Raw genomic sequence first — 26,097 nt, forward strand, 5'->3', positions numbered from 1 at the left:
AGAAAGGGCACCAAACCCACAAGTTCAGAAGGAAAAACGCCCTGTGTTCTTCTTCTACGCGTCATATTTGACGTATTAAGGGTGTTTTGGGCGAGTTCCGCCACCGCCGCCCCACAGCTGGCGTAGAGTGTTGGTACCAGCTACCGTTCCGTATCGGCTTAGCGCAACGTACCGGCACGGTCGCGGGTGCCGTCAACTCGCAGGAGTCTAAACCAACGGAGGTTCTCATGTCGAATAACTACTACAAAGAGATGGTTCGCCTGGCAGACAGCATCGCTGACAAGGCGCATGAGGGGCAGACTGATCGTAACGGCTGGCCCTACATCTCCCACCCTCGCCGTGTGGCTCTTGGGGCACGTAAGCTTGCGGGTGAGTTGGCTGCCGCAACTCACCCTGATATCTCTTTGGAGGAGCTGAAGGCTGAAGCGCAGATTGTGGCGCTGCTGCATGACACGGTGGAGGATACCGGCGTTTCTCTCGCTTTCTTGGCGCGTCACTTCTCGGCGCGTATTGTGGATGCGATTGATGCCTTGACCCGCCGCCCGGGTGAGTCGCGTGAGTCGTATCTGAGCCGGGTGCGTGTGAATGATTTGGCTCGTCTGGTGAAGCTTGCCGATATTGCGGATAATACTGACCCGCAGCGTTTGGCGCTTCTGGAGGAACCGACTCGTACCTGCCTCATGATCAAGTATGAGCACTCGCTGAAGCTACTGCACCTGAACGATTAGGTTCAACGCTAACCGAAAATAGAAGCCGCCCGGTATGGAATGTGTTCCATGCCGGGCGGCTTCTATGAATCATCTATTGAATTAGTCCAGGTGAGAGACTGCGTAATCAGCTTCTTCCTCGGTAAATCCTTCAGCAGATGAAGTCAGCTGGGAACGGATTGCCTCGGGAGACATGTTCATCGTCTTCTGGTAGCTCTTTGCCGATTCCAAAGCATTTGCGTTCCAGTCAGCCTTCACGTTATCCACGGCGTACTGAGCCGCCTCGGGGCTAAACTTTTCGGCAGAACTTGTCAGCTGGTTATAGATACCCTGCTTCGACATATGCATAAGGCGGGAGTACGACTGCGCCGAGTTCAACGCTGATTTGTACTCGGTCGGTACTTTATCGCCCTGCTTTGCCTTGGATTCCGCCGCCGTGGTGGCAGGAGCCGCAGAGGTACCGGCATCTGCCGCAGAAGAGGTATCAGTACCTACCGCAGCGGAAGAAGCACTAGTCGCAGACGAATCAACAGCCGCCGAAGATGAGGGGGCACTTACCTTAGTGGAGCTCTTAGAGCCGCCCATCATCGAAGCGCAACCACCAAGAAGAAAAATAATTACGAGAGTGATAAACCACCAACGGAGGTAGAAAGGCTTCTTCTTAACGTAGACAGAACCGTCAGCGGCAATAATCTTTTGTGCCATGATTTCCTTTCGGCTTTCCTCAAGCAACCGTTGCATGAAGAAAACCAATATGAAGTGAGTGGATAATTCACAAGGAAATATACTTGACCCCCCCATTGTCAAAGTGGCAAAAATTGGCGTTGCTCAGAACAAGCATCCACTGCTCACATATCTGATATCGCATAAAAGTACCCGCCCGGTGCCGAAGGCATACACCTTCCGCACCGGTCGGGTACCTTATCTGCAAGTCAGGAGCTTAGATGTTGAAGCCCAGCGCGCGCATCATATCGCGGCCGTCCTCAGTAATACGCTCCGGACCCCACGGCGGCATCCAAACCCAGTTCACACGCCAAGAATCAACCAGGTTATCCAGGTTGCTCTGAACCTGCTCCTCAATAACCTCCTGCAGCGGGCAGGCTGCGGTGGTCAGAGTCAGGTCCAGAATGAGGGTTCCATCCTCATCCCAGCGCAGACCGTAGAGCAGACCGAGGTCAACAATATTGACGCCGAGCTCCGGGTCAATGACCTCCTTGAGGGCTTCCTCAATCTCTTCCTGAGGAACACGACCCTGCACAGTCTCAGTCATAGTCCTATCTTTCTGTCAGAATCCGGTAGGAGAAGAAGCTTACTTCTTACCCACGTAAGAAACGTAGCCCTCTTCTTCCAGGCGGTCAGCCAGCTCGGGGCCGCCCTGGTCAACCATCTTGCCGTCCACGAACACGTGCACGAACTGCGGCTTGATGTAGCGCAGGATGCGGGTGTAGTGGGTAATCAGCATGACGCCCATGTCGTTAGCCTCGTGCGCACGGTTCACGCCCTCAGACACGATCTTCAGTGCGTCAACGTCCAGACCGGAGTCGGTCTCGTCCAGGATGCCGAACTTGGGCTTGAGCAGCTCCAGCTGAAGGATCTCGTGGCGCTTCTTCTCACCGCCGGAGAAGCCCTCGTTCACGTTACGTGCGATGAAGTCGGGGTCAATCTCCAGGTTCTTCATGGCTTCCTTAACGTCCTTGGTCCAGGTACGCAGGGAGGGAGCCTTGCCGTCCACAGCGGTCTTTGCGGAGCGCAGGAAGTTGGACATGGTCACACCGGGGATCTCAACCGGGTACTGCATAGCCAGGAACAGGCCTGCGCGTGCACGCTCGTCCACGCTCATCTCGGTGATGTCCTCACCGTCGAGCAGGATCTGGCCGGAGTCAACCTGGTACTTGGGGTGGCCAGCAATGGTGGAAGCCAGAGTGGACTTACCGGAACCGTTCGGGCCCATGATGGCGTGAATCTCGCCCGAGTTGATGGTCAGGTTAACGCCCTTCAGGATGGGCTTGGTGGTTTCGTCGTCGAGGATAACCGAGACGTGAAGGTCCTTGATTTCAAGGGTAGACATTGATTTCTCCTGGTAAAGCTTAGTTGTTGCTGAGGGCGAGCTCTGCCTCAAGGGCCTCGGTGAGCTGCTCTTCAAGTTCGGGAACACGAATCTGCTGAATGATCTCATTCAGGAAGCCGCGCACGACCAGACGGCGTGCCTCAGCCTCCGGAATACCGCGAGCCTGCAGGTACCACAGGTGCTGCTCATCGAGCTGGCCGGTGGTGGATGCGTGGCCGGCGCCCTCAATCAGGCCGGTCTCAATCTCCAGGTTCGGCACGGAGTCGGCGCGGGGGCCAACTTCCAGCAGCAGGTTACGGTTCAGCTCGTAGGTGTCAGTGCCTTCTGCATCCTTACCAATCAGAACGTCACCAACCCATACGGAGTGCGCACCCTTACCCTGCAGCGCGCCCTTGTAGGTCACGCGGGACTTGCAGTTGGGTACGGAGTGGTCCACGAACAGGCGGGACTCAATGTGCTGACCTGCGTCTACGAAGTACAGGCCGTACATTTCAGTCTCAGCGCCGGGAGCGGTGAACTTGGTGGAGGGGGTCACGCGCACCAGGTCGCCGCCGAGGGACACCACAACGTGCTTGAAGCGTGCGTTGCGGCCCAGCTTAGCGTAGTGTGCGGAAGCGTGGATTGCGTCGTCAGCCCACTGCTGCACGGAAACAACGTTCAGCTCAGCCTCGTCGTTCACCACGAACTCAACGTTCTGTGCCAGGATGGTGGAGCCGGTGTGGCGCAGAACCACGACAGCCTTCGAGAAGGGCTTAGCCTCAATCACGATGTGCTGTGCGGCAGCCTCGTTGCCGGTGCCGGTGATGTCGATTTCCACGTGCTCAGCCAGTTCAGCTTCGGCGGGGATGGTCACCACGGTTGCTTCGGTGAAGCTGGACCACGCGTTCGCTGCCACACGGTCCTCGGGGATACCCGCGGAGCCGATGCGTGCGTCCTCGCGGGAGACGGTCTCAACCTGAACCTGCTCGGGTGCAGTAATCTGCGGTGCCGGTGCGGTGCCGGTCAGCTTCTCCAGGTGCAGGCCGCCCAGACGCTTCAGCGGGGTGAAGCGCCAGTCCTCTTCACGACCGGTCAGGGGCGCGAAGTCCTCCACGTTGTAGGAGGTCTTACGCTCTGCACGGGATGCTTCGAGTACCTTCTGGACGTTGTTCGGGTTGGAGCCCTGGTGGTGTGCCTCGGTGGCGCGCAGCAGGGTGTCATCGTGGGCGAACTCGGTGGCGAGCTTCTCGCCCTCCTGGTCCATGCCGGGGATGATCGGGGAGTGGTAACCCAGGGTTTCTTCGTTGGTCGGCATTAGCCCACAGATCCTTCCATCTGAAGTTCGATCAGGCGGTTCAGTTCGAGTGCGTACTCCATCGGCAGCTCGCGGGCGATAGGCTCAACGAAGCCGCGGACGATCATCGCCATTGCTTCTTCTTCGCTCAGGCCGCGCTGCATCAGGTAGAACAGCTGGTCCTCGGAGACGCGGGAAACGGTCGCCTCGTGACCCATGGTCACATCGTCCTCGCGGACATCCACGTAGGGGTAGGTGTCGGAGCGGGAGATGGTGTCCACCAGCAGTGCGTCACAGACCACGGAGGACTTGGAGTGCTTAGCGCCCTCACGAACCTGAACCAGGCCACGGTATGCGCTACGGCCGCCGTTACGTGCCACGGACTTGGACACAATGGTCGAGGAGGTGTTCGGCGCAATGTGAACCATCTTCGAACCGGTGTCCTGGTGCTGACCCTCACCCGCGAATGCGATGGACAGGGTCTCACCCTTAGCGTGCTCACCGACCATGTAAACAGCCGGGTACTTCTGGGTGACCTTCGAACCGATGTTGCCGTCCACCCATTCCATGGTGGCGCCCTCGTGCGCAACCGCACGCTTGGTCACCAGGTTGTAGACGTTGTTCGACCAGTTCTGGATGGTGGTGTAGCGAACGCGTGCGTTCTTCTTCAGCACAATCTCAACCACTGCGGAGTGCAGAGAGTCGGACTTGTAGATGGGGGCGGTGCAGCCCTCAATGTAGTGAACGTAGGAGCCCTCGTCAGCGATGATCAGGGTGCGCTCGAACTGGCCCATGTTCTCGGTGTTAATGCGGAAGTACGCCTGCAGCGGGATCTCAACGTGAACTCCCGGGGGAACGTACACGAAGGAGCCACCGGACCATACGGCGGTGTTCAGCGCGGAGAACTTGTTGTCACCAATCGGGATGATGGAGCCGAAGTATTCCTTGAACAGTTCGGGGTATTCGCGCAGACCGGTATCGGTGTCGACGAAGATCACGCCCTGCTTCTCCAGGTCCTCACGGATCTGGTGGTACACGACCTCAGACTCGTACTGTGCAGCCACACCCGCGACGAGGGAGTTACGCTCCGCCTCGGGAATGCCCAGACGCTCGTAGGTGGTGCGGATGTCCTCGGGCAGTTCCTCCCAAGAAGCCGCCTGACCCTCGGTCGAGCGCACGAAGTACTTGATGTTGTCGAAGTCGATTTCGGAAAGATCCGCACCCCAGGTGGGCATGGGCTTACGCTCGAAGAACTTCAGCGCCTTCAGACGCATATCCAGCATCCACTGGGGTTCGTTCTTCTTCGCAGAGATGTCGCGCACGACATCCTCGTCCAGGCCGCGCTTTGCTACCTGGCCTGCTTCGTCGGAGTCTGCCCAACCGTACTCGTAGTTGCCAATGCCCTCGAGTTCGGGGTTCATCTCCAGGATCTCTGAAATGACGGTGTCGTTGGCGTTCTGCCCAACTTTCTCAGTCATTACGGCCTTTCTTCGATGGTTATTACATTTCTCGCCGCCACCTGCCGGTTGCAGGCGCGGTAGTTTTAGGGGGCTGAAGCCGCGCTCGACCACGGCGTTTAACGCAGCGTGGGGCGGGCGGGTTTCAGCGTGCGGGTCGCACCCCTAAGGGGTTCATCGGGGTGCGTCGCGGGGTACTGCGGTAAGCGTTACGCGGAAGGTTTCTCTAGGAATAGGTTTCTCTAGGATTCTTCTGCGTTCTTCTCACCCTCGGCGGTGACGCGGTTCAGGGGCACGTGCGTGGTACACACGTGAGCACCCGAAGCCATGGTTGAAAGCCTACGGACATCAACGCCGAGCAGGTCAGAAATAATCCCGGTTTCCTGCTCGCAGAACACTTGGAAGTCTCCAGCGAGGTCACGTACCGGGCAGTGACCCTGACAAAGCTGAATACTTGCCAGAAAATGCTCGGGAACGGTTCGTCCTGCAGGAGGCGCGGTAACCTGAGCGGTCGCCACGAAACCGTCCTTGCTCATTGCCTCTGCGAGCGCCTGCGCTCTGGCTGCCACGTCATCACCGGCGGCTTCTACGACGGGTCGGTAGCGGGCTTCCATTTCTGCGGCACGAGCGGAGGCGAAAGCTTCGAGGGCTTCCTGCCCAACCGTGTCGCGGAGCATTTGCAGGGCGTCGCGGGCGATGATGAGGTAGTCGTTGCCGAGGCGTTCGTGGCCCTGGGGGGCGATCACGTAGCGGCGGGCGGGTCGTCCAGCTCCGGCGCCGTGCTTTTTGATGGGCGCGACCTCAATCATGTTGTTGGATTCGAGGGCGTCGAGGTGGCGGCGTACCGCTGCGGGGGTGAGGCTGAGGAGCTCACCGAGGGTTGCTGCGGATACGGGGCCGTTATTGAGGACTTCTCGCAGGACGCGGTCCCTGGTGCGTTCTTCTGCCTCGGCTTTGCGCTTGGATGTGCGTGCCGCGGAGGACTTTGTACTGGAAGCACCAGTAGAGCCCGAGGCGGCGGTTCGGGTGCCGTTTCGGGTCTGCGCCTCGTTCGTTGAGGCGCGCTGAGGGGTCTTATTCACGGAATACACAAGTAAAGTATGTCCTAATTAGTTTTTCTTTGGCTAGTTAGGTACTCCTACTTGCTAACTTTTCTACCTTAAGGTGAACATTTGAGTCGTTACGGGTGTGCTTTAAACGTGAGTTAGGGCATAAGATGAAGGGGGCACACACGCTCCTTCATCGAAAAAATCGAAAGTGACTGTCTATGGAGACCACCACCGCGGGCCAGCAGGACCACCCTGGGCGTGCATCCGCCGCGCCAACGGCACACGCTGAGCACCACACGGAGCCCAGCGCCTCCCCCACCGCACGACGACGCATCGTCACCGAAGAACCAGCGCTCAGCATTAAAGACCTCATCAAAGAGTTCAAACCCTCACGCGCCTTCCGCGCCAAGTACCCCGAACGGCTCACCGCCAGCGGGCTCTACCGCGCCGTCAACAAGGTCAACCTGCGCGTCTTCCCCGGTGAGGTGGTCGTCCTGCTCGGAGCTAACGGTGCCGGTAAAACCACGACCCTCGCCTGCGCCCAGGGTCTGCTCAAGCCCACCCGCGGTACCGTGCGCCTGCTCGGAGAAAACCCGCTGCAGGCAGACCCGGAGCTGCGCGCCAAGGTCGGCATTATGCTCCAGGACGGCGGCCTGCCCAACGCCATGCACCCCATTCCGCTACTCGAGCACATCTCAACCATGTACACCGACCCATACCCGGTCGAAGAGCTTGCAGAACGCCTCGGCATTGATGCCTTCAACGGCACCACGATTCGCCGCCTCTCGGGTGGTCAGAAGCAGCGCGTCTCCCTCGCCGCCGCCCTCATCGGCCGCCCGGACGTGCTCTTCCTCGACGAGCCCTCTGCGGGCCTGGATCCGCAATCCCGCAACGTCGTCTTCGACATCATTCGTGAACAGCGTGAACTCGGCACTGCGATTGTGCTCACCACGCACCTGATTGACGACGCGCAGAAGCTCGCCGACTACGTCTACATCATTGAAAACGGCGCCACGGTTCAGGAAGGTACCGTCTCCGAGCTCATCGCCAGCGACGGCACAAACCGCCTGCAGTACACACTGAATGCACCCACCCCCACCCGTGAACAGCTGCTACCCGCACATCTGCGGGTAGGTGTGGAGCTCATCGAGAAGGTGCCCTACACCCCGGCTCGTGACGGTGCGCCCTCCGTACCCGGCGAGTATGAGCTGGTCGGCGCACTGCGTCCCGAGCATCTGGTGGCGTTCACCTCGGCGCTCGCCGAACGTTACCTCATGCCGATTTCTCTCACCATGGAACCGAAGACTCTTGAGGATGTCTTCCTCGACATTTCAGGGCGTGATATCCGATGAGCAACACCGCACGCACTAACAACAACCGGGCGGCCAACAACCGGGCAGCAGAAAACCAAGTAAAAGAAAAGCCTGCAGAAGAGAACCGAGCGGAAGGGAACCGAATGGAAGAACGCGCCGTAGACACCCGCCCCGCCGTAGACTCCCGCCCCGTAGACACTCGCCCCAGGGTCTCTTCTATTGACGAAGATGAGGAGTACATTCCCCCGCGCGCGAACTACCCGCTCGTGCGCGTCATTGAGCAGGGCCGCTACGAGACGATGGCGATGCTCCGCAACGGCGAGCAGCTGATGCTCAACATTATTTTTCCCGTCATGGCGCTTATCGCCCTGCGGTTCACCGGCCTGATCGATGAGTATGCGAACTCAGTCGGTGTATCCCGCATGGATGCGGCGGTCCCCGGCGTTCTGGCGCTCTGCGTGATTTCCACGGCGCTGTCCGGTCAGGGCATTGCCACCGGTTTTGACCGCCGCTACGGCGTGCTGCGATTCCTGGCGACCACTCCCCTGGGCCGTAACGGCCTGATCATGGGCAAGTGCATTGCGGTGCTGGTGGTCGTGGCAATTCAGTTCACGCTGGTGGCGGCGCTCGGGTACGGTCTGGGCTGGCGCCCGGACGCTATCGCCGTCTCCCGCTCCATCATCACGATGCTCATGGGTGCCGGCGCGTTTACGGCGCTGGGTCTGCTCATTGCCGGCACGGTGCGCGCGGAGGCGACCCTCGCCATCGTGAATATTGCCTGGGTCATTCTTGCCGGTGCCGGCGGCGTGGTGTTCCCGCTCAAATCCTTCCCCGACTGGTACGCCGGAATCGTGGCGTGGTCGCCCTCGGCGGCTCTGGGTGACGCGTTGCGCGGCAACTTCATTCAGCATCAGTGGCTTGCCGACCCGCACTGGGTAATCATCGTGTGGACCGTGGTCATTGGGTTTATTGCCTCGCGCAAGTTCAAGTGGTCTGACTAGTAGCAACCTGGCAGGTAGCGCTTTTCGCGCATACAGCTAAAGCAACTGCAGGTTAAAAAGGGGGGCGCCGGATATGTTTCCGACCATATCCGGCGCCCATTCATATAACACAAACCTTTAGCCTCAACCACACACAAAGTGCACGGTCAGAGACTAAAAGAAAGCACCCTCCTCCAGAACCTTTTATCTCACCACCACAGTAAGATAATCAATGGTTCTTACGCGGAGGAGGGGCTTCAATCACCGAGATGCAGACCGACCCAACCACTGTTTCGGTCTGCAACCTTCCTGCTCAACCTTAACATGAGCTTCACCACTTTCACAAAAATTGTTACGTTACTGAACAATATTCAGCGCATAGCTCAGAAACACAGCTCAAACGTGCACCGTGAAATCCGCAGAGCCCGCGTTGTAGCGTAGCTTTTTCTCCATCTCGGCCCCGTATCACCCTGTGAATGTCTGCATTCACACACCGGATACTTCCGCCCAGTGAACTATCCTGTTAAAACGAAAGGGTCGAAACAACTCTCCGGACGCCCCGCACACAGCACCCCGTGTGCCCCGCACCTACCCGGGTACCTACCGGCGCGGGAATAAGCACCCCCGAAGGCACGTTACACCCGACGGACAACGCGCTAGCACAAGCCTGCTGGCGCATCCACTCACGTTGTGAAAGGACACCCACGTGGCAGAGAACTTCCAGTGGACAGAAACCGACCAGCGCGCCGTAGATACCGCACGTATCCTCGCCGCAGACGCCGTAGAAAAGGTCGGATCCGGCCACCCCGGCACCGCAATGAGCCTGGCGCCGGTCGCCTACCTGCTCTTCCAGAAGGTCATGAACCAGGATCCCTCCGACGACCGCTGGGAAGGCCGTGACCGCTTCATCCTCTCCCCCGGCCACACCTCCCTCACCCTGTACACTCAGCTGTTCCTCGGCGGCTACGGCCTGGAAATGAGCGACCTGGAAGCCCTGCGCACCTGGGGCGCCCTCACCCCCGGCCACCCCGAATACAAGCACACCAAGGGCGTAGAAATCACTACCGGCCCGCTCGGTCAGGGCCTGGCATCCGCAGTTGGTTTCGCCTACGCACAGCGCCGTATGCGCGGCATGTTCGACCCCGAAGCAGAACCGGGCACCTCCCCCTTCGACCACCACGTCTACGTCATCGCCTCCGAAGGTGACGTACAGGAAGGCGTCACCGCCGAGGCGTGCGCGCTCGCAGGTCACCAGGAGCTCGGCAACCTGATCGTCGTCTGGGACCGCAACCACATCTCCATTGAGGAAGACACCGACGTTGCCTTCACCGAGGACGTAGCAAAGCGCTACGAGTCCTACGGCTGGGATGTTCAGCGCGTGGACTGGACCCGCACCGGCGACTACGTTGAGGACGTCGCAGAACTGTACGCCGCTATTGAGCGTGCAAAGGCTGTCACCGACAAGCCCTCCTTCATTGAGCTGCGCACCATCATCGGCTACCCTGCACCCACCAAGCAGAACACCGGCGCAGTGCACGGCTCCAAGCTCGGCGCTGAAGAGGTCGCCGCAACCAAGGAACTGCTCGGCTTCGACCCCGCCAAGAGCTTCTTCATCGAGGAGAACGTCCTGGCACACACCCGTCAGCTTGTCGAGCGCGGCGCCGCTGCGCACAAAGCATGGGACGAGAAGTTCGAGGCGTGGGCTAAGGCTAACCCCGAGCGCGCCGAACTGTACAAGCGCCTCGTCGCAGGCGAACTGCCCGCAGACTACAAGGCTGCTTTCCCCGTGTTCGAGACTGGCACCTCCGTGGCAACCCGCGCGGCATCCGGCACCGTCATCAACGCTATTGCTGACACCTTCCCCGAACTGTGGGGCGGCTCCGCTGACCTCGCCGGTTCGAACCTGACCACCATCAAGGGTGCAGAGTCCTTCAACCCGGCATCGCGCAGCACCGAAGACTGGACCGGCAACCCCTACGGCCGCGTGCTGCACTTCGGTATTCGTGAGCAGGCTGCCGCAGCCATCGTCAACGGTATTGTGCTCTCCTCCCCCACCCGCGCGTTCTCGGGCACCTTCTTCGTGTTCTCCGACTACCAGCGCCCGGCTGTTCGCCTCTCCGCGCTGATGGGTGTTCCCGCACTGTACGTGTGGACCCACGACTCCATCGGTGTGGGCGAGGACGGCCCCACCCACCAGCCGATCGAACACCTCTCCTCGCTGCGCGCTATCCCCGGCTTCGACGTGGTTCGCCCCGCGGACGCTAACGAAACCGCCGTCGCATGGCGCACCATCCTGGAGAAGTCCGACCGCCCCGCAGGCCTCGTGCTCTCCCGTCAGAACCTGCCCGTCTGGGCTCGTGAAGACGTGCACGCGGACGCTGAGGGTGAGAAGTTCGCTTCCGCTGAGGGCACCGCACGCGGCGGCTACATCATGGCTGACACCGAGGGCACCCCGGACGTCATCCTGATCGCTACCGGTTCCGAGGTTGAGCTGGCCGTTCAGGCTCGCGCAACCCTCGCAGAGCAGGGCATCGCCGCCCGCGTGGTTTCCATGCCTTCGCGTGAGTGGTTCGCCGAGCAGAGCGAAGAGTACCGCGAGTCGGTTCTGCCCTCCTCGGTTGCAGCCCGCGTCTCTGTCGAGGCTGGCCTGGCGATGAGCTGGTACGACCTGCTCGGCACCGCTGGCCGCGCCGTGTCCATCGAGCACTTCGGTGCATCCGCCGATGCGAAGACCCTGTACCGCGAATTCGGTATCACCGCGGAGGCTGTCGTGGCTGCCGCTAAGGATTCCATCGAGGCCGCTAAGTAGGCAATAACAACGCCGCGGTAACTGCCGCGCACACTGCGCTCCCCCTGTACGGGTGGGGTGCGGACGCAACAGGTAGGCTCCGGCTGACCGCTCAGCCGGAGCCTCCCGCCGCCCAGAAGATTTCACTGATATCTCAAATTTCAATTTCGACAAAGAATCGTAGGTTTTCACATGTCTGAGTCCACTCAGAAGCTTTCCGACGCCGGTGTCTCCATCTGGCTTGACGACCTCTCCCGTGAGCGTCTGACCAGCGGCAACCTTGCCGAACTCATCAAGACCCACAACGTCGTCGGTGTGACCACCAACCCCACCATCTTCGCTGGCGCGCTCTCCAAGGGCGCCGCATACGCTGAGCAGATGCGTGAGCTTGCCGCCGCCGGCGCAAGCGTTGAAGAGGCAGTCTTCGCCGCAACCTGCGACGACGTACGCGCAGCCTGCGATGTGTTCGCACCCGTCTACAAGGCGTCCAACGGTTTTGACGGCCGCGTCTCCATCGAGGTTGACCCCCGCCTGGCACGCGATGCCGAAGGCACCGCCAAGATGGCACGTGAACTCTACAAGCGCGTGGGCCGCGAAAACGTCATGATTAAGATCCCCGCAACCCAGGAAGGCCTGCGCCCCATCGCGGAGACCCTGGCTGCTGGCATCAGCGTGAACGTGACCCTGATCTTCTCTCTGACCCGCTACCGCGAGGTCATCAACGCCTACATGCTCGGCCTGGAGCAGGCGCTGGAGAACGGTAAGGACCTGTCCACCATCCACTCGGTCGCATCCTTCTTCGTCTCCCGCGTAGACACCGAAATCGATGCGCGCCTCGAAGCTGCCGGCGGCGACGCTGTGCAGCTCAAGGGCAAGGCAGGCCTGGCAAACGCACGCCTCGCCTACGAGGTGTTCGAGGAAATGTTCTCCTCCGAGCGTTGGGCACGTCTGCAGGCACACGGCGCGAACGTACAGCGCCCGCTGTGGGCATCCACCGGCGTGAAGGACCCGTCCCTGCCGGACACCCTGTACGTCACCGGCCTGGTCGCACCCAACACCGTGAACACCATGCCCGAGGCAACCCTGAACGCTGTTGCCGACCACGGCGAGGTTACCGGCAACACCATCGTTCCGAACTACTCCGAAGCGAATGAGGTTCTGGACGCTATCTCCGCTTACGTCTCCTACGCGGAGGTCGTGGAGAAGCTCGAGGTTGAGGGCCTGTCCAAGTTCGACGTCTCTTGGGAAGAGCTGCTGCAGACCGTCCGCGAAGCACTCGAGCAGGCTAAGTAGAACTAGGCGACACAGCCGAATCTATAGCTGCTGAAATTCGGAAGCCACTGAAGTTCAGCAGCCGCTGAAATATAGCGCATGACCAATGCGTTCCCGGTGTGCACCGCCCGATGCGCACCGCGGCACCGCATCCTAATCCGCCGGGGTTCCCGCCAGAGCTTCACCGTTCGGGGAATCTCGGCGAATTAGGGTGCCACTGAGACAATCCCGTCAAAACCGGTACAATACAGGGTACACACCTTCCAGAATGCGGCATCGCCTCCGCGCGACAAGGTACGAACCGCGCGCCGCACGAACCAACCAAGGCAATCAAAGGAATATATTGTGACTATCGGTCATGAAGCGAACCCTCTCAGGGACACTCGCGACCGCCGCATTACCCGCATTGCGGGGCCGTCCGCGCTCGTCTTCTTTGGCGTAACCGGTGACCTGGCCCGCAAGAAGCTGCTTCCGGCAGTGTATGACCTCATGAACCGCGGTTTGCTCCCGCCGAGCTTCGGCCTCGTCGGCTTCGGCCGCCGCCCCTGGAGCGATGACGACTTCCGCGCCTATGTGCGTGAATCTGTTGAGGCAAACGCCCGCACCCCCTTCCGCGAGGACGTATGGAACCAGTTCCAGCAGGGCATGCGATTCGTTGAAGGTGCCTTCAACGACGACGCAGCCTATGAACAACTCAAGAGCACCCTCGCCGAACTCGACGAGCGTGGCGCTCACGGCAACCACGCCTTCTACCTCTCCATCCCCCCGAAGGCATTCGAGCAGGTCCTCACCAAGCTCGCCGAACACGACCTCGCATCGCGCGATAACGACACCGTCAACCCTGTCGACGGTTGGCGCCGCGTGGTCATTGAGAAGCCCTTCGGCCACAACCTTGAGAGCGCACGCGAACTGAACTCCATCGTGGAGGCAGTCTTCCCGCCCGACGCCGTGTTCCGCATCGACCACTACCTGGGCAAGGAAACCGTTCAGAACATCCTGGCGATGCGTTTCTCCAACCAGATGTTCGAGCCCCTCTGGAACTCCCACTACGTGGATCACGTCCAGATCACCATGGCAGAAGACATCGGCATCGGCTCCCGCGCAGGCTACTATGACGGCGTGGGTGCGGCCCGCGACGTCATCCAGAACCACCTGTTGCAGCTACTCGCCCTCACCGCCATGGAAGAACCCCTCAGCCTCGACGCTAAGCACCTGCGCGCCGAGAAGGCGAAGGTCCTCGAAGCAGTCCGCATCGACGACCTGCCGAACTCCTTCGCGCTCGGCCAGTACGCCGCAGGCTACCAGGGCGGCGAGCACGTCAACGGCTTCTTCGACGAAAACGACATCCCCGCAGACTCCCGCACCGAAACCTTCGCCGCGCTGAAGGTGTCCATCGCAAACCGCCGCTGGGAAGGCACCCCCTTCTACCTGCGCGCCGGCAAGCGCCTGGGCCGCCGAGTCACCGAAATTGCCGTGGTCTTCAAGAAGTCCTCCGACCGTCTCTTCGGCGAACGTGAAAACCCGCAGGTCGGTCAGAACGCCATCGTCATCCGCGTGCAGCCCGACGAAGGCATGACCATCCGATTCTCCGCAAAGGTGCCCGGCACCCAGATGGAAATCCGTGACGTCAACATGGACTTCGGCTACGGCCACTCCTTCACCGAAGAGTCCCCCGAAGCCTACGAGCGTCTCATCCTGGACGTTCTGCTCGGCGAGCCGCCGCTGTTCCCCCGCCACGAAGAAGTTGAGCTCTCCTGGAAGATCCTCGACCCCTTCGAAGAGTACTGGGAAGAAAACCGCATTAAGCCTGAACCCTACGAGTCCGGTTCGTGGGGTCCGCGTTCAGCACACGAGATGCTTGAGCGTGACAACCGCGCTTGGAGGCGCCCGTGATCTCGCACCTGCATAACACCACCGTTTCCGCTATCAACAAGGAACTGAGCCACCTGACTGCCGCCAACGGTAGCCTCAGCAGCGGACGAGTTCTCACCCTCGTTGTTCTCGCGGAAAAGGGCCACTCCCGCGAAGCAATGCGCGCCGCAATTCGTGCCTCCCACGAACACCCGAGCCGCATTATTGTGCACATCTCTCACGACCCGCTCGACCCCGACCAGCTGGATGCAGAAATCCACCTCGGCGGCGACACCGGCGCATCCGAGATGATTGTTCTGCGCGGCTGGGGTAGCGCATCCCGCCCGACCGAAGCACTGATCTCCGGTCTGTTGCTGCCGGACTCCCCGATTGTGGTCTGGTGGCCGCACTCGGTACCCGAGAACCCGGCACAGCACTCCATCGGTCGTATCGCGCAGCGTCGCATTACCGACTCTGCACGCGCCGACGACCCGAAGGAAGCGCTGCGTAAGCTCACCGACGTATTCCGTGCAGGCGACACCGACCTGGCATGGACGCGCCTCACCCTGTGGCGCACCCAGCTGGCAGCGCTCATGGAGCAGATGCCTTCCTCCCCCGTGCGACGCGTGGTTGTGTGGGGTTCGAGCAAGTCCCCGTCCGTGGTGCTACTCGGTACGTGGCTCGGCTGGAAGCTTGAAGCACCCGTGCACCTCGCCACCATTGGCGCGGCAAACCGCGGCCTGTACCGCGTCAGCATTGAGCGTGAAGACGGTTCGGTGACGATGTTCCGCCCCGGCATTTCCGTGGCAACCATCTCCACCCCGTACGCGCCCGATCAGCAGATTGCGCTGCCGGTGCGTACCCTCGCCGAGTGCATCTCTGAGGAGCTGCGCCGCCTCGACCCGGACGACACCTACGGTGACGTGCTGAAGCAGGCGCTGTGCACCGTCACCCTCGTGGACGATACCTGCCAGCCTGAAGACATGCTGGATCTCGAAGAATACCCGGAGGTTTTCGATGCCTAAGATTCAGAACATGGGCGCATCCACCCCCACCCTGGTGGCGCACCCGACCCGCGACGCTCTCGCAGCGGACGCGGTGTCCCGCATCCTCGACATCATTGAGCACGTGCTCTCTGAGCGCACAATCGCCCACATTTCGCTGACCGGCGGCACCATGGGTATCGCCACTTTGAAGGCGTGGGCTGAGAACGAGCGCGTGAAGGATATCGACTGGTCCCGCGTGCACTTCTGGTTCTCCGATGAGCGTTACGTGCCCGAGCGTAGCCCCGAACGTAATGACGGTCAGGCTATTGAGGTGCTGCTCGCTCCCCTGCTGTCGCACGGCCTGGTCGTGGGCAATGTGCACCGCATGGGCCCGTCCGATATTTTCACCGGCCTGGAAGCTGCAGCTGAGCACTACGCCTTTGAGATGCGTGATTACGCCGGTTCTGCACCGGCTGTGAGCGTGCAGATGCCCGAGGGCGCAACCGAACTGCCGCTGGCTGGCGATCACGGTGGCGGCGCGGGTCACGAACACGGCGGCTCCGGCGGCTGTGGTTGTGGTGGCGGCGGTTGCGGCTCTTCCGCACCCGAGCAGTCCATCGAAGAGACCACTCTCGAAGACTTTGACGCTGAGGCTACTGAGCCCGCAGGTGGTTGCGGATGCGGCGGCGGAGGCTGCGGTGGTGGTGGCGGCCAGTGGCCCGCACCGGTCTTTGACATCACCCTGTTGGGCATGGGCCCGGACGGTCATATTGCGTCCCTGTTCCCGGGCCGTAAGCAGGTTCTGTTGGGTACCGGTCTGCCGGAGGACCCGGTTGAGGGCGGTAAGGCTGTGACCGTGATGGTTTCTGATTCGCCGAAGCCGCCGGCTGAGCGCGTGTCGGTGACCCTGCCGATTATCAATAATTCGCGTCACGTGTTCTTCCTCATCACCGGTGAGGATAAGCAGGCTGCGACCAGCCGCCTTCTGGCTGGCGCGAAGCTGGACGCTGAGGACCTGAACGCGGAGTTGCTGTTGGAAACCCCGGCGGTGGGTGCACGCGGTAAGAAGCAGACCCTGATTTTTGCAACCGAGGAGTCGCTGGCTCCTGAGAACCGCCCGTAAGGTTCGGTTCTGAACTGCATCAACAAAAGAGTAGAGCCCCGGATAGTTTCGACTATCCGGGGCTTTTCTCTATGGTTTTTAAACCAGCCCGAAATGGTACTAGAAGCGGTACCATGAAGTATGCCGAGTATTGAAGATTTAGTCGCGAAGATGGCCGCCAGCCCTCAAAACGTTACTTTCACTCAACTTCAAAAGGTATGCACCCATTTCTTTGGAGCGCCGCGTATCCGCGGTTCTCACCACTACTACAGCACGCCCTGGCATGGTGACCCTATTGTCAACATTCAGCAGGGAAACTCTGGTAAAGCAAAGAAATACCAAGTTAAGCAGGTTCTAGCAGCCATTCGAAAATTGGAGAATAACGATGACTAACGCTCTCCCCCGCCAAGAGCTCTACACCTACCGCGTCGAGTGGTCTGAAGATGACCAGGAATTCGTCGGAACCGTCGCCGAATTTCCCAGCCTCTCATACCTGGCACCGACCTCTACCGAGGCATTCGCAGGTATCCGAGAAGTCGTCGCCGACACCCTCGAAATTCTTGAAGAAGACGGCCGCGAGGCACCCGAACCGTTCTCTCTGCGTTCCTTCTCAGGACGATTCAACTTGCGTGTTTCACCGCAATTGCATCGTCGTCTGGTTCAGCAGGCAGCGCTTTCTCACCAGAGCCTGAACCAGTACGTGAGCCAACAGCTCGAAGCAGTCGCCTAAGTAAGCCAGTACATCTTCATCATCCAACGAAGATTCCAAAATGTTATGACATGACAAAAGAGTGGAGCCCCGGATAGTTTCGACTATCCGGGGCTCCACTCTTGCTACGCCCGCCTACTGTTCAGCAGCGGCAGGATTCTACCCATCCTGTTCCTGCGGCTCCTGTTCCTGGGCCTCCTCCGCTTCGCTCTCAAAGCCCACGTACAGTGTCGCCAGCGACGGAACCGTAGCCTCCAGCATCTGCTGCGCCTCCTCAGGGCTCGGGGTGAGCTTCGCGCCGGTCAGCTGCAGGTACTCGCGTACCGTCATGGGCTGCGCCCAGTCAAAGTGCTCACGCACGGCGGTGATGTTCGCGCCAGACTGCAGCACGTTAATGCCGCGGGCAAGACCGATGTCCGTCACCTTCACGATGGCGTCGGTCTCCTCCGGGATGTCGTACGGGTCGCGGTTCTGCAGGTCCACGATGAACGGCAACACGCCGCGGCTCTCAGCGCGCAAGGTGAACTTGGTGTGCACCTGACTCACCTCGTGCACCTCACCCACGCCCACGGCGGGAACCACCATGAAGCCCGCCTGCAGGTCGTTCACCGCGGCCAGGGTGTGTGCCTTCCCGAAACCGGAGTACAGCTGCACCACCGGCACGAGGTAGCACACCTCCGCCTTGAGCGCCTTGCGCGCCTCAATGTCGATGTACTCCCAGGCGCCGCCGGTACCGTCGGTAATGTCGCCGGAGTGGTGCGCGTAAATGGCGCCCTGGCTGTTCTTCACGGTCTGCGACCAGTAGCTAATCTTGTCCATGTAGTTGCCTTCGGCATCGAACATCATCAGCGACAGGTCAATGTCCACACCCTCATCCCAGAAGCAGAAGAGGCGGATCACGCCGGTGGGCGGCAGGTGCACCGTTGAGGTGTTGTAGCGGCCCATACCGTCCAGGGAGGGGCGGGCGCTGCGAGTGTTCAGCGGCATAATCGTATCGCCCACCTGCTCGGGCAGGTAGATGGAAGTCTCGGCAAGACGGCCGGACAGGCCAATCTCAACCAGGCGCTCCAGCAGGTCCAGCACCGCCGGGCTGTACTCGCGCGCCGGAATCATGGTGGCGATACCGGTCTTGGACAGGTTCATGCGCTGCGGGGCGGCAGGCTGAGCCTTCTGAGTGGAGGCCGCGGTACGCTGAGTGTTTCGCGGGCTCTCGGGGACAGAGGTGTGCGGGTTAGACAGGCCGGCGTTACGGTCAAAGAACGAGCCCAGCGGGTTCGGGATACCCGCGTTCTGCATGAGGTTCTGAACTCTCGCGACACCCTCCGGGTTGCGGCGCGCATAGTCAGCCATCTCTCGGTCCTCCTGCACCGCCACCGGGTTGGCGGGGCGCTCCTTCGGCGGGTTCGCGAGCGCGTTACGCTGCAGGGTCACCAGGTTGCGGATCTGCACCAGGATGGGCGCGGAAACGCGCGGCGCCACGGCGGCAAACGCGTCAAAGATGATCTGCTGGCCGGGGCTCGGCGCGGTATCAATGCCGTAGCGGGGCGCTTCGAAAGCATCCAGGGCGCGCACCAGCTGGCGTGCAAACACGCCGGGGCGGGTCGAGAGCAGACGTGCCACGTTCTGCGCATCCCGGGTTGCGTAGGCGCGGTCCACCAGCGATTCGAAGCTGTACACCTCGCCGCGGTACAGGTCGTCAGCCCAGCGGCTCAGCGCGGTCAGTGACGGGTAGTCGCCGGGGTGAACCGCCTTGACGAGGCGCTTGTACATTTCGGCGGCGGGTGCGCTGTCGTAGCGGGCACCAACCGGGTCAGCCTCCAGTACCCGGTTGAGCAGGTGCGCGATGCGGGTGCGTTCGTTACGGCGCAGCTTCAGGCGCGGCGCGATGCTCAGGCTCAGGTCCCCCACCGTGCCGTTGTAACGCAGACGCGAGTAGGCGGCAGCGAGGGCGAGTGCCTCCTTCATGGTGCGCAGGTGCTCAGCATCTTCGGGGTGCAGGCAGGCGGCAATGAACACGCGGTTTTCGCGGCTGCTGTTCTCCGGTCGGGCAGCCGGCAGCGCGTCATGCTGGGCAAGGAAACGGCGCAACGCCACCAGGTCGCGCTGGTCGGTCTGGTTGTACGCCTGCTGCTGACCGAGCAGCTGCTGGTAGAGGGCACCCGCCATAATCAGGGCGTTCTGCACGCCGCTGACCATCTGCAGGGGTCGGCGGTTGCGTTCCATGGCCGCGAAGTTGGAGCGGCTCATCGGCTGCTGCCACTCGTAGGGCACGTAGTTCTCGGGCAGGCCGCCAAGGATGCGCTCGGTGCCGTCCGGGTTGTAGTACGGGTTGGAGAGGTAGTGCATAATCTGCTCGGTGTAGCGCTGCTCGTCGGTGAGCGTCAGGGCGCGCAGATCAAAGTCGCGGCGGAACACGCGGCCGGGACGGTACCCGTATTCGTAGGACCAGATGGTTGCGAACAGGGCGAATTCGTTGGCGCTGGCGTTCAGTGCCTGGGCGAGGGACTCGGGGCTGAGGGTCAGACCGCAATTGCTCAGGACGGATACTCGCCCCAGGTCGGTGTCGAATGCGCCGGAATGGTGCAGTTCGTTAATGCTCGAGTAGTTCGAACGGTAGTGGGGGCCGTCCAGGTCGGTGAAGACGTACACGCCGTAGCGGCGCATCAGGATGAGGCGCACGAGGGGGCTGAGACCCTCGGGCGCTTCGCCGTGAAGGTAGGCGGATTCGTTGAAATAGGGTGATTCCTGCAGGTAGGGGGATGCATCGTAGGGAGTGGTCACGGGTCGTCCTTTCCGTTGGTCTCACCCGGCTGTCACCGTCGGTGGTGTGTTTATGTTCTTATCGTAGCGGTGTGGGTGCGGGTTGTCGCTGGGTTTGGTCATCGGTGACCTGCGGGGGTGTGTATTCGCGGGGGCAACAGGCGGTTACGTAAGCGGAGCCTGGGCGGTGTTTATCCGTCGCCTGCTTATCCGCCGAGTGCTTGTCCATCAGCCGCTTATCTGTCAGCCGCGTGGGAACGGGGTTAAAAGAAAAATGGCGGGAAGCGAAGAATCCGACAAATATAAGAAAAAGATATTTCAGAAAGTAGGACTCTTCATGATCCGCCATTACCTATAGAGTACTCCCGCCCCGCGACGGTGGTCAAGCCGTTTCGTCACCGAAGCATGCTCGGGGTTTTCCACCCGCCGGTGAGGCTCCAGCTAAGGGGCAAGTAGCCTCACCGGCAGGTAGGTTTTTCGGGTTAGGACTCGCCCAATAGCGCGAGCGCGGCCTCGCGGGCGGCAAGCGCCTCCTCGGTCACGCGCGGGGTCACCGCAGCCAGGGCGCGCAGGCTCTTCGCCAGCACCGTGGAGCCCTTCATTTTCGGTTCCAGCTCGGCGGGAATCTCAACCGGCGTACCGTACAACTCGGCAAGCTCCACCGCAAGCTTCACAAGGGACGCACTCTGACCCACCTGCGGAGCCAACGGAAGGATCCGGCGCACCGTCTGGAAGATAGACCACCCCGCCAAGGGGCTCAACGAAGCGGCATCATTCAACGTCTGCATCAGGCGATTCACCCCGAACCAGCCGTGCTCCAGGAGGTACCCGAGCTCACTGGCGAAAAGGTGCGCATCCCAGTTGCCGCGGTCAATGAGGGAGGCAATCGTCTCCGCCGTCAACGCGCGACGCTCCGGGGCGTACACCACAGAAGCCCACGCCAGGAAGTTATACGATGGCACACCCAGAGCACGCTCCGCCGCACCGAGCGTCTGCATAACCTCCTCAAAACCGTGAAGACGAGAGAACTGATACACGCTCAGCAGCGGCTTATACTGCGCCGCCAGAAGGTCCGGGTTGTGGCGCATCGCCCAGGCGTACCAGCCGCATACTAGGGCAACAGACGGCACCTCGGTATGTTCCAGGGAACGCCCCGGATACTCCGCACAGGCACCAGCCACCGCGTATGCCGCCGCCGTGAACGTGCTCCACTCCGTGGCTGGCTCCTCCCCCGGCACCTGCCACAGCTCATAGGTGGAATCATTCACCTCATACTCGCCGTGCAGAACCTTCGGAAGCGCCTCACGGTACGACTTGAGACGAATCACCGTACGCTCAAAAGAACGCTCCACCGCAGGTAGCGGCTCAGCCAGCAGAGGCGCAAAGCCCTGCCCAGCCGCGCCCTCGCTACTATAGGGCTGATCCCCGAACGCAACGCGAAGCTGCTCGTGGAACAGCGCCGTCGGCGACCGGTACGCCCAATATTTGCTACCCTTGCGCGGGTACCCCCTGAAATGAAAATCAGCACCCTGAAAACGGCCCGTGTGCTCGGTGAGTGCTGCCTGCGGGTCAGGGTCTGCGGCGTGTACATGCTGGACCAGCAGCCGGTAGGCGAGGTAGCGCAATTGGTCGCAAACGTCATGCCAGGTACGGCTCAGGTAACGACGCAGATGCTTCTGAAAAGCGGGACTGAATTCAATGATTCGACCCTCCTGATGCGCCCGATGCAGGTATTTCAGCAGCGCCGGGATGCGGCGGACAGACTGCTCCCTCTCGTTGAGATGGTAGAGGGCGAACAGCAGCTCTTCGCAGTCCCGGTCGTTACGAATAGCATCCCGGGTAGCTTCGGAGGCGCGCCCAGCCTGCGGCGCCGCGTTGAGGGCGGCGTTCACCTCCGAGGCTGAGAGCCCAAGGGCAGGGACATCCGGGATCTGCACGCTACGGGGCGGCTGGTCTGAGGCAAACTGGGTGGAGGCGAGCTGAGCCGAACCAGACTGAATCGAACTAGGCTGTGCTGGCACAGTGTCAAGGCACAGCTTCTGGGCGCGATCCTTGAGCTCCAGAGGAAGAACCTCCACAGCATCCTGCGCGTAAACAGACACCTCCCCGGCACGTTCCGGCACCGCCCGAACACTCAACTCAAGCACCTTCAAACCGGCAGTCATCAGCTTCTTCTCACGCCGGAACAGCAACTGCGCGGCGGCAGGTAGAGCCTCCGCCACCAGGGTTTGAAGCTCATCAGCAGTCAGCGGCAGCAAACCGGCAGGAGCAGAACCGCCAGACGGCGCGCAGATCTGCAGAATACTCTGTAGCATCTGCGCACCCACAGCAGCCGTGGTCGCCACCGGCGAAGCCAACAACGCCGGAATCAGCGCACCGTGCCGAGCATAGGATTGCGCCTGACCCACCAAAGCCTGCTTACGTTCAGCACCGCGCAGCCCCTTCGGAACCGCCGTCAGAGCCTCAAAGGTACGCGAGAAAACGCGGGCGTTCTGTGGCGCATAATCACGTAGCAACGCTTGAACGCACTCCTGCTCGATCCGGGCTCGATACTGCGGAAAATGCTCCGCCAAATACACCAGCAAATCATGACCGCAAATAGTCAGCTGCGCATCATAAATAAACCAGAGTGCTAGACCATTCGAGGGCATGGCGCCCTCCACGGTAAACAGCGCCCAGATTTTTTCCCAGTGTTCCGGATGCTCCCTGAAAAACTCGGCAATCACCTCATCATCCATAGAGCGCATGGAACGACCCGGCACAATGCGCCACAGGAACTCCTGCAGGTATTCAGCGCTCCACGCAGGCGCCGCAGGATGCACGCTTTCAGGCACAGTATTAGGCACCGTTCTCCCCCAGTAGCGCGAGCGCTGCCTCGCGGGCGGCAAGCGCCTCCTCAGTCACGCGCGGGGTCACCGCGGCCAGGGCGCGCAGTGCTTTCGCCAGCACGGTAGAGCCCTTCATCTTCGGCTCCAGGACCGCGGGAATCTCAACCGGCGTGCCGTACAGTTCGGCAAGCTCCACCGCCAGGCGCACATAGTCGCCGCCCTTCGTCAACCCGCCAACCATCGGCAACAGCAGGCGCAGAACCTGCAGCACACGCCAACCCGCCAGCGGACTAATAGCCGACACCTCACGCAGGGTCGCCACCAGGCGGTTCGCAAGGACTATCCCGTCCTCCAGAGCCCACTTCAGGGTCTCCGCGAAGGTGGATGCATCCAGCAGGCCCACCTCAAAGAGTGCCGCAATGGCTTCTGCCGCCGCCAGACGGTACTCAGGATTCTTCGCGCTCGCCACATAGCCGAGCAGGGTGCAGGTCGGGGCGCCCACCTGCACGGTGGACTCCCTCAGCGCGCGCATCAGCACGGGGACGGGGGTGACGGTCTTCTCCTCAACGCACTGCGAAGCGGCGAACAGGAAGTATGCCGAGAGCAGGTCCGGGTTGTTCTGAAGCAGCCAGGATGCCCACTCGGTAAGCGCCGTCATGAAGTCGCCCTGCCATCCGTATGATTCAGAAGCATTCGGCAAAAAGGTGAAGGGAATGAACGCGGTGTTCAGCACCTCGTAGGCGATGGCTTCCTCGGGGCTCATGCCGGCGGTTGCGTGGCTCAGCGCCTCGCGCGCCTCATCCACGGTATCCACGATATCGCTCTCGACCTGCCACATCGGTTCATGACGAACAAAGTCGGCGGCAATAAATTTTCCGGTGGCTTTTCCTGCTTGGCTAGCTTTACGGTATTCCTCAACCTTGCTGTCATTAAGGCCGGAATAGTAGACGCTCCAGGGGATATCCAGGGCAGAAACAGTGCGATAAGTCCAGTCGCTGTAGGTAAGCTGACGAGCGGGTAGCGGGGCGCTCAGCAGACGCACCGTGCGTCCTTCCGTGCGGTACTCTCCCCCGGCGGCGACGGCACGCATCTGCTCGCGGAAGATCTTGTAGAGGTCACGGTAGCCTTCTAGGGGCGTGTAACCGGGGTCCCAGAGGTGGTGCTTATTCTGGACGACCAGGCGCACCATCTCTTCCGTAGAAATAAGCTTGCTATGGTCGCTGGAGCGCCGCCATATCAGCTGGCTACGTTCAAAACGCTGCATGATCGAAGCCATTTCGGAAATTTCCTCAGACTTGTATCCCGCGGCCTCGGCGTTAGCTTCCAACACGGCGCAGAGCGCAGGCATGTACGCGACGTTGTTGTAGCTGTAATGGTCAGCAATTTTGCGCAGAGTACGAAGCTGCTGCTGTTCCGCCGGTGCCAGCTTGTCGGTCGCGGCAAAGTGGTAAAGACGTGCTAGGTTCTCTCCCCTAGTGTGGGGAGATTCGTCCCCGGTAATTCGACCGGAGTTTGTGTTCGATTCCTCCGTGATGAGGGTGCAGAACTCGTCCAGATTCGCGATGGATGCGACGGGTTCTCGGTGCTCAACGCCGGGCAACAGCACCGGCGGTACCTCTACGGAGGCGCCCGCCGCCTCCGCATCTTCCGCCTGGGGTAGACGGTCTTCGGGCAGGCAGGCTTCAGCGGCACCGCGCAACTCCAGGGGTAGCACATCGTAGGCTTCGAGGATGCGGTCAGCAACGTAGTTGGCGAGCGCCAGCTGCTCGGCGGTTTGCGCCTTCTTGCGCTTGGCTTTGCTCACGCCGGCGTACTGGGTGGCGATGAGCTTGAGCAGGCGCAGGGCTCCGCGCTGAATCTTCTTTTCGGTGCGGTAGAGGTTCGCGCCGAGTGCGTCGATGAGCTGTTCCAGGTCAAGCTGTTCGAGGGGCTGCAGGTCGGGGGTCTTCTGCAGGGCGGCGGGTGTGCAGGCTTTGAGCACGTTCTGCAGCATGGTCTGGGCGAATCCGACGGAGGCGCTGGGCTCTGCGGTGAGGACAGCTATGAGCTGTGCGAAGCGTGCCCGGTTTTCTGCGTCGGTGGGTTGCAGGTCGGTGTAGACGGAGTGGAACGCAGCCGAGTTGAATGCGCTGAAATCGCTGGTCAGGCCGCGTAGCAGGGCGTCCAGGATTTCGTCGCGGATATCGAAGTATTCGCCCATGAGGCGGCACAGTTCCGCGCTTTCGCCCATGTAGTTGCCGTAGCCCTTGAAGAGCACCCCCTCGGTGCGGAAGACAGCCCAGAATTCCTGGTCGAGCAGGGTCATGTCGCGGGTGAAGAAGGTTTTGAGCTGGGCGTGGTTGCTCGCGCTGTCCTTCTTCACGCAGGGCAGGGCCTCGTGCAGGAAAAGGACCAGGTATTCGGGGGCATCGCAACTCAGGTTTCGGGCGCGAAGCAGCGTGTAGCAGGTTTCCCAAATTTTCTTCGAGCGCGCCCAAGAGTTCGACAGGCCCTCAATGAAACGCAGAATCCACTCGTCGGGGCGTTCGGTGGCGCCGAGCAGGAACGCGTCAATCAGCTGCTGGTCCGGGCTCCCACGCCAGAGCAGGGTGCGCATGGCGCGACCGGCGGAACGGTGGTATTCCCAGGGGTCGCCGTCGGGGGTGCGCACGAGCGCCCCGGCAACGTATGCGGCGAGCGGGGTGCGGTTAATGTGGTCGCTACCGATCACGCTCCTGGGGGTGAGGATTCGGGCGAGGGAGGCGCGTTCCTCCTCGGTGGCGCCGGTGATGACGGCGTGGTATTCCTGCACGTCAGTTGATTCTGCCGCCATGAGGACTTTGAGGGCGGCACGGCGCTCTTCGAGGGTGCGCTCACCTGCGCTGTGCTCGTTAGGGTTATGCGGCTGGGCGGTATCAGTCATCGGTACCTGCTTTCGGAGTTGATGGTGAATGGTTGTGAAGAGTTGAACGGAA

At 61.1% G+C, this 26,097-nt stretch carries 19 protein-coding genes; 10 read left to right on the plus strand and 9 right to left on the minus strand.

Annotation, left to right across the window (positions count from 1 at the left end):
* The first annotated feature begins 227 nt into the window (after window positions 1-227).
* Window positions 228-728, plus strand: a complete 501-nt coding sequence (locus tag HMPREF2712_RS07365) for an HD domain-containing protein (protein ID WP_070819634.1) — start codon at window positions 228-230, stop codon at window positions 726-728.
* Window positions 729-809: 81 nt separating this feature from the next.
* Here HMPREF2712_RS07365 and HMPREF2712_RS07370 read toward each other — a convergent pair whose 3' ends face one another.
* The 6 genes from HMPREF2712_RS07370 to HMPREF2712_RS07395 all read right to left on the minus strand — a co-directional run bounded on the left by HMPREF2712_RS07370 (window position 810) and on the right by HMPREF2712_RS07395 (window position 6,596).
* Window positions 810-1,412, minus strand: coding sequence for an Ltp family lipoprotein (locus HMPREF2712_RS07370; protein ID WP_070643262.1), 603 nt, complete (start codon window positions 1,410-1,412; stop codon window positions 810-812).
* Between the two features lie 235 nt (window positions 1,413-1,647).
* A complete protein-coding gene (locus HMPREF2712_RS07375) occupies window positions 1,648-1,977 on the minus strand; it encodes a metal-sulfur cluster assembly factor (protein WP_005506103.1) in 330 nt (109 codons plus the stop codon).
* Between the two features lie 39 nt (window positions 1,978-2,016).
* Window positions 2,017-2,775 carry a Fe-S cluster assembly ATPase SufC gene (sufC, locus tag HMPREF2712_RS07380; protein ID WP_005509109.1) on the minus strand — a complete coding sequence of 253 codons (759 nt, stop codon included), beginning with the start codon at window positions 2,773-2,775 and terminating at the stop codon, window positions 2,017-2,019.
* 19 nt (window positions 2,776-2,794) lie between these two features.
* On the minus strand, window positions 2,795-4,069 hold the full coding sequence (gene sufD / locus HMPREF2712_RS07385; protein WP_070643260.1) for a Fe-S cluster assembly protein SufD: 1,275 nt from the start codon (window positions 4,067-4,069) through the stop codon (window positions 2,795-2,797).
* Window positions 4,069-5,526 (minus strand): Fe-S cluster assembly protein SufB, encoded by a 1,458-nt coding sequence (sufB, locus tag HMPREF2712_RS07390; RefSeq protein ID WP_060824821.1) that lies wholly within the window; start codon window positions 5,524-5,526, stop codon window positions 4,069-4,071. The genes sufD and sufB overlap by 1 nt, the downstream gene beginning before the upstream one ends.
* Window positions 5,527-5,747: 221 nt before the next feature.
* On the minus strand, window positions 5,748-6,596 hold the full coding sequence (locus tag HMPREF2712_RS07395; protein ID WP_049327159.1) for a helix-turn-helix transcriptional regulator: 849 nt from the start codon (window positions 6,594-6,596) through the stop codon (window positions 5,748-5,750).
* Between the two features lie 176 nt (window positions 6,597-6,772).
* Here HMPREF2712_RS07395 and HMPREF2712_RS07400 point away from each other — a divergent pair, with 176 nt between their 5' ends.
* The 9 genes from HMPREF2712_RS07400 (at window position 6,773) to HMPREF2712_RS07440 (ending at window position 17,576) form a co-directional block, all read left to right on the plus strand.
* Window positions 6,773-7,906 carry an ABC transporter ATP-binding protein gene (locus tag HMPREF2712_RS07400; protein ID WP_070819635.1) on the plus strand — a complete coding sequence of 378 codons (1,134 nt, stop codon included), beginning with the start codon at window positions 6,773-6,775 and terminating at the stop codon, window positions 7,904-7,906.
* A complete protein-coding gene (locus tag HMPREF2712_RS07405; RefSeq protein ID WP_070819636.1) occupies window positions 7,903-8,868 on the plus strand; it encodes an ABC transporter permease in 966 nt (321 codons plus the stop codon). Before HMPREF2712_RS07400 ends, HMPREF2712_RS07405 begins: the two co-directional genes overlap by 4 nt.
* 685 nt (window positions 8,869-9,553) lie before the next feature.
* Window positions 9,554-11,656, plus strand: coding sequence for a transketolase (gene tkt / locus HMPREF2712_RS07410; protein WP_070819637.1), 2,103 nt, complete (start codon window positions 9,554-9,556; stop codon window positions 11,654-11,656).
* Between the two features lie 171 nt (window positions 11,657-11,827).
* On the plus strand, window positions 11,828-12,928 hold the full coding sequence (tal, locus tag HMPREF2712_RS07415; RefSeq protein ID WP_070629666.1) for a transaldolase: 1,101 nt from the start codon (window positions 11,828-11,830) through the stop codon (window positions 12,926-12,928).
* A 324-nt stretch (window positions 12,929-13,252) separates the two neighbouring features.
* Entirely contained in the window at window positions 13,253-14,800 is a 1,548-nt protein-coding gene (gene zwf, locus HMPREF2712_RS07420) for a glucose-6-phosphate dehydrogenase (protein ID WP_005509118.1), read from the plus strand.
* The gene (locus tag HMPREF2712_RS07425) at window positions 14,797-15,783 is read left to right on the plus strand and encodes a glucose-6-phosphate dehydrogenase assembly protein OpcA (protein ID WP_005506118.1); all 987 of its coding nucleotides are present in this window, start codon (window positions 14,797-14,799) and stop codon (window positions 15,781-15,783) included. The genes zwf and HMPREF2712_RS07425 overlap by 4 nt, the downstream gene beginning before the upstream one ends.
* On the plus strand, window positions 15,776-16,867 hold the full coding sequence (locus HMPREF2712_RS07430; RefSeq protein WP_070819638.1) for a 6-phosphogluconolactonase: 1,092 nt from the start codon (window positions 15,776-15,778) through the stop codon (window positions 16,865-16,867). Before HMPREF2712_RS07425 ends, HMPREF2712_RS07430 begins: the two co-directional genes overlap by 8 nt.
* A 120-nt stretch (window positions 16,868-16,987) precedes the next feature.
* Complete coding sequence (locus HMPREF2712_RS07435; RefSeq protein ID WP_049337750.1) at window positions 16,988-17,239, plus strand: toxin HicA; 252 nt, start codon at window positions 16,988-16,990, stop codon at window positions 17,237-17,239.
* A complete protein-coding gene (locus tag HMPREF2712_RS07440) occupies window positions 17,232-17,576 on the plus strand; it encodes a type II toxin-antitoxin system HicB family antitoxin (protein ID WP_070629662.1) in 345 nt (114 codons plus the stop codon). The genes HMPREF2712_RS07435 and HMPREF2712_RS07440 overlap by 8 nt, the downstream gene beginning before the upstream one ends.
* 138 nt (window positions 17,577-17,714) lie before the next feature.
* On the opposite strand, the gene HMPREF2712_RS07445 is transcribed toward HMPREF2712_RS07440, so the two are convergent.
* The 3 genes from HMPREF2712_RS07445 to HMPREF2712_RS07455 all read right to left on the minus strand — a co-directional run bounded on the left by HMPREF2712_RS07445 (window position 17,715) and on the right by HMPREF2712_RS07455 (window position 26,045).
* The gene (locus HMPREF2712_RS07445; RefSeq protein ID WP_070819639.1) at window positions 17,715-20,336 is read right to left on the minus strand and encodes a TerD family protein; all 2,622 of its coding nucleotides are present in this window, start codon (window positions 20,334-20,336) and stop codon (window positions 17,715-17,717) included.
* Window positions 20,337-20,797: 461 nt separating this feature from the next.
* On the minus strand, window positions 20,798-23,161 hold the full coding sequence (locus tag HMPREF2712_RS07450) for a DUF7825 domain-containing protein (protein ID WP_070819640.1): 2,364 nt from the start codon (window positions 23,159-23,161) through the stop codon (window positions 20,798-20,800).
* A complete protein-coding gene (locus HMPREF2712_RS07455; RefSeq protein ID WP_070819641.1) occupies window positions 23,154-26,045 on the minus strand; it encodes an endonuclease in 2,892 nt (963 codons plus the stop codon). The genes HMPREF2712_RS07450 and HMPREF2712_RS07455 overlap by 8 nt, the downstream gene beginning before the upstream one ends.
* Window positions 26,046-26,097 lie beyond the last annotated feature (52 nt).

Source organism: Rothia sp. HMSC064F07, from assembly GCF_001837265.1.
Lineage (GTDB): Bacteria > Actinomycetota > Actinomycetes > Actinomycetales > Micrococcaceae > Rothia > Rothia mucilaginosa.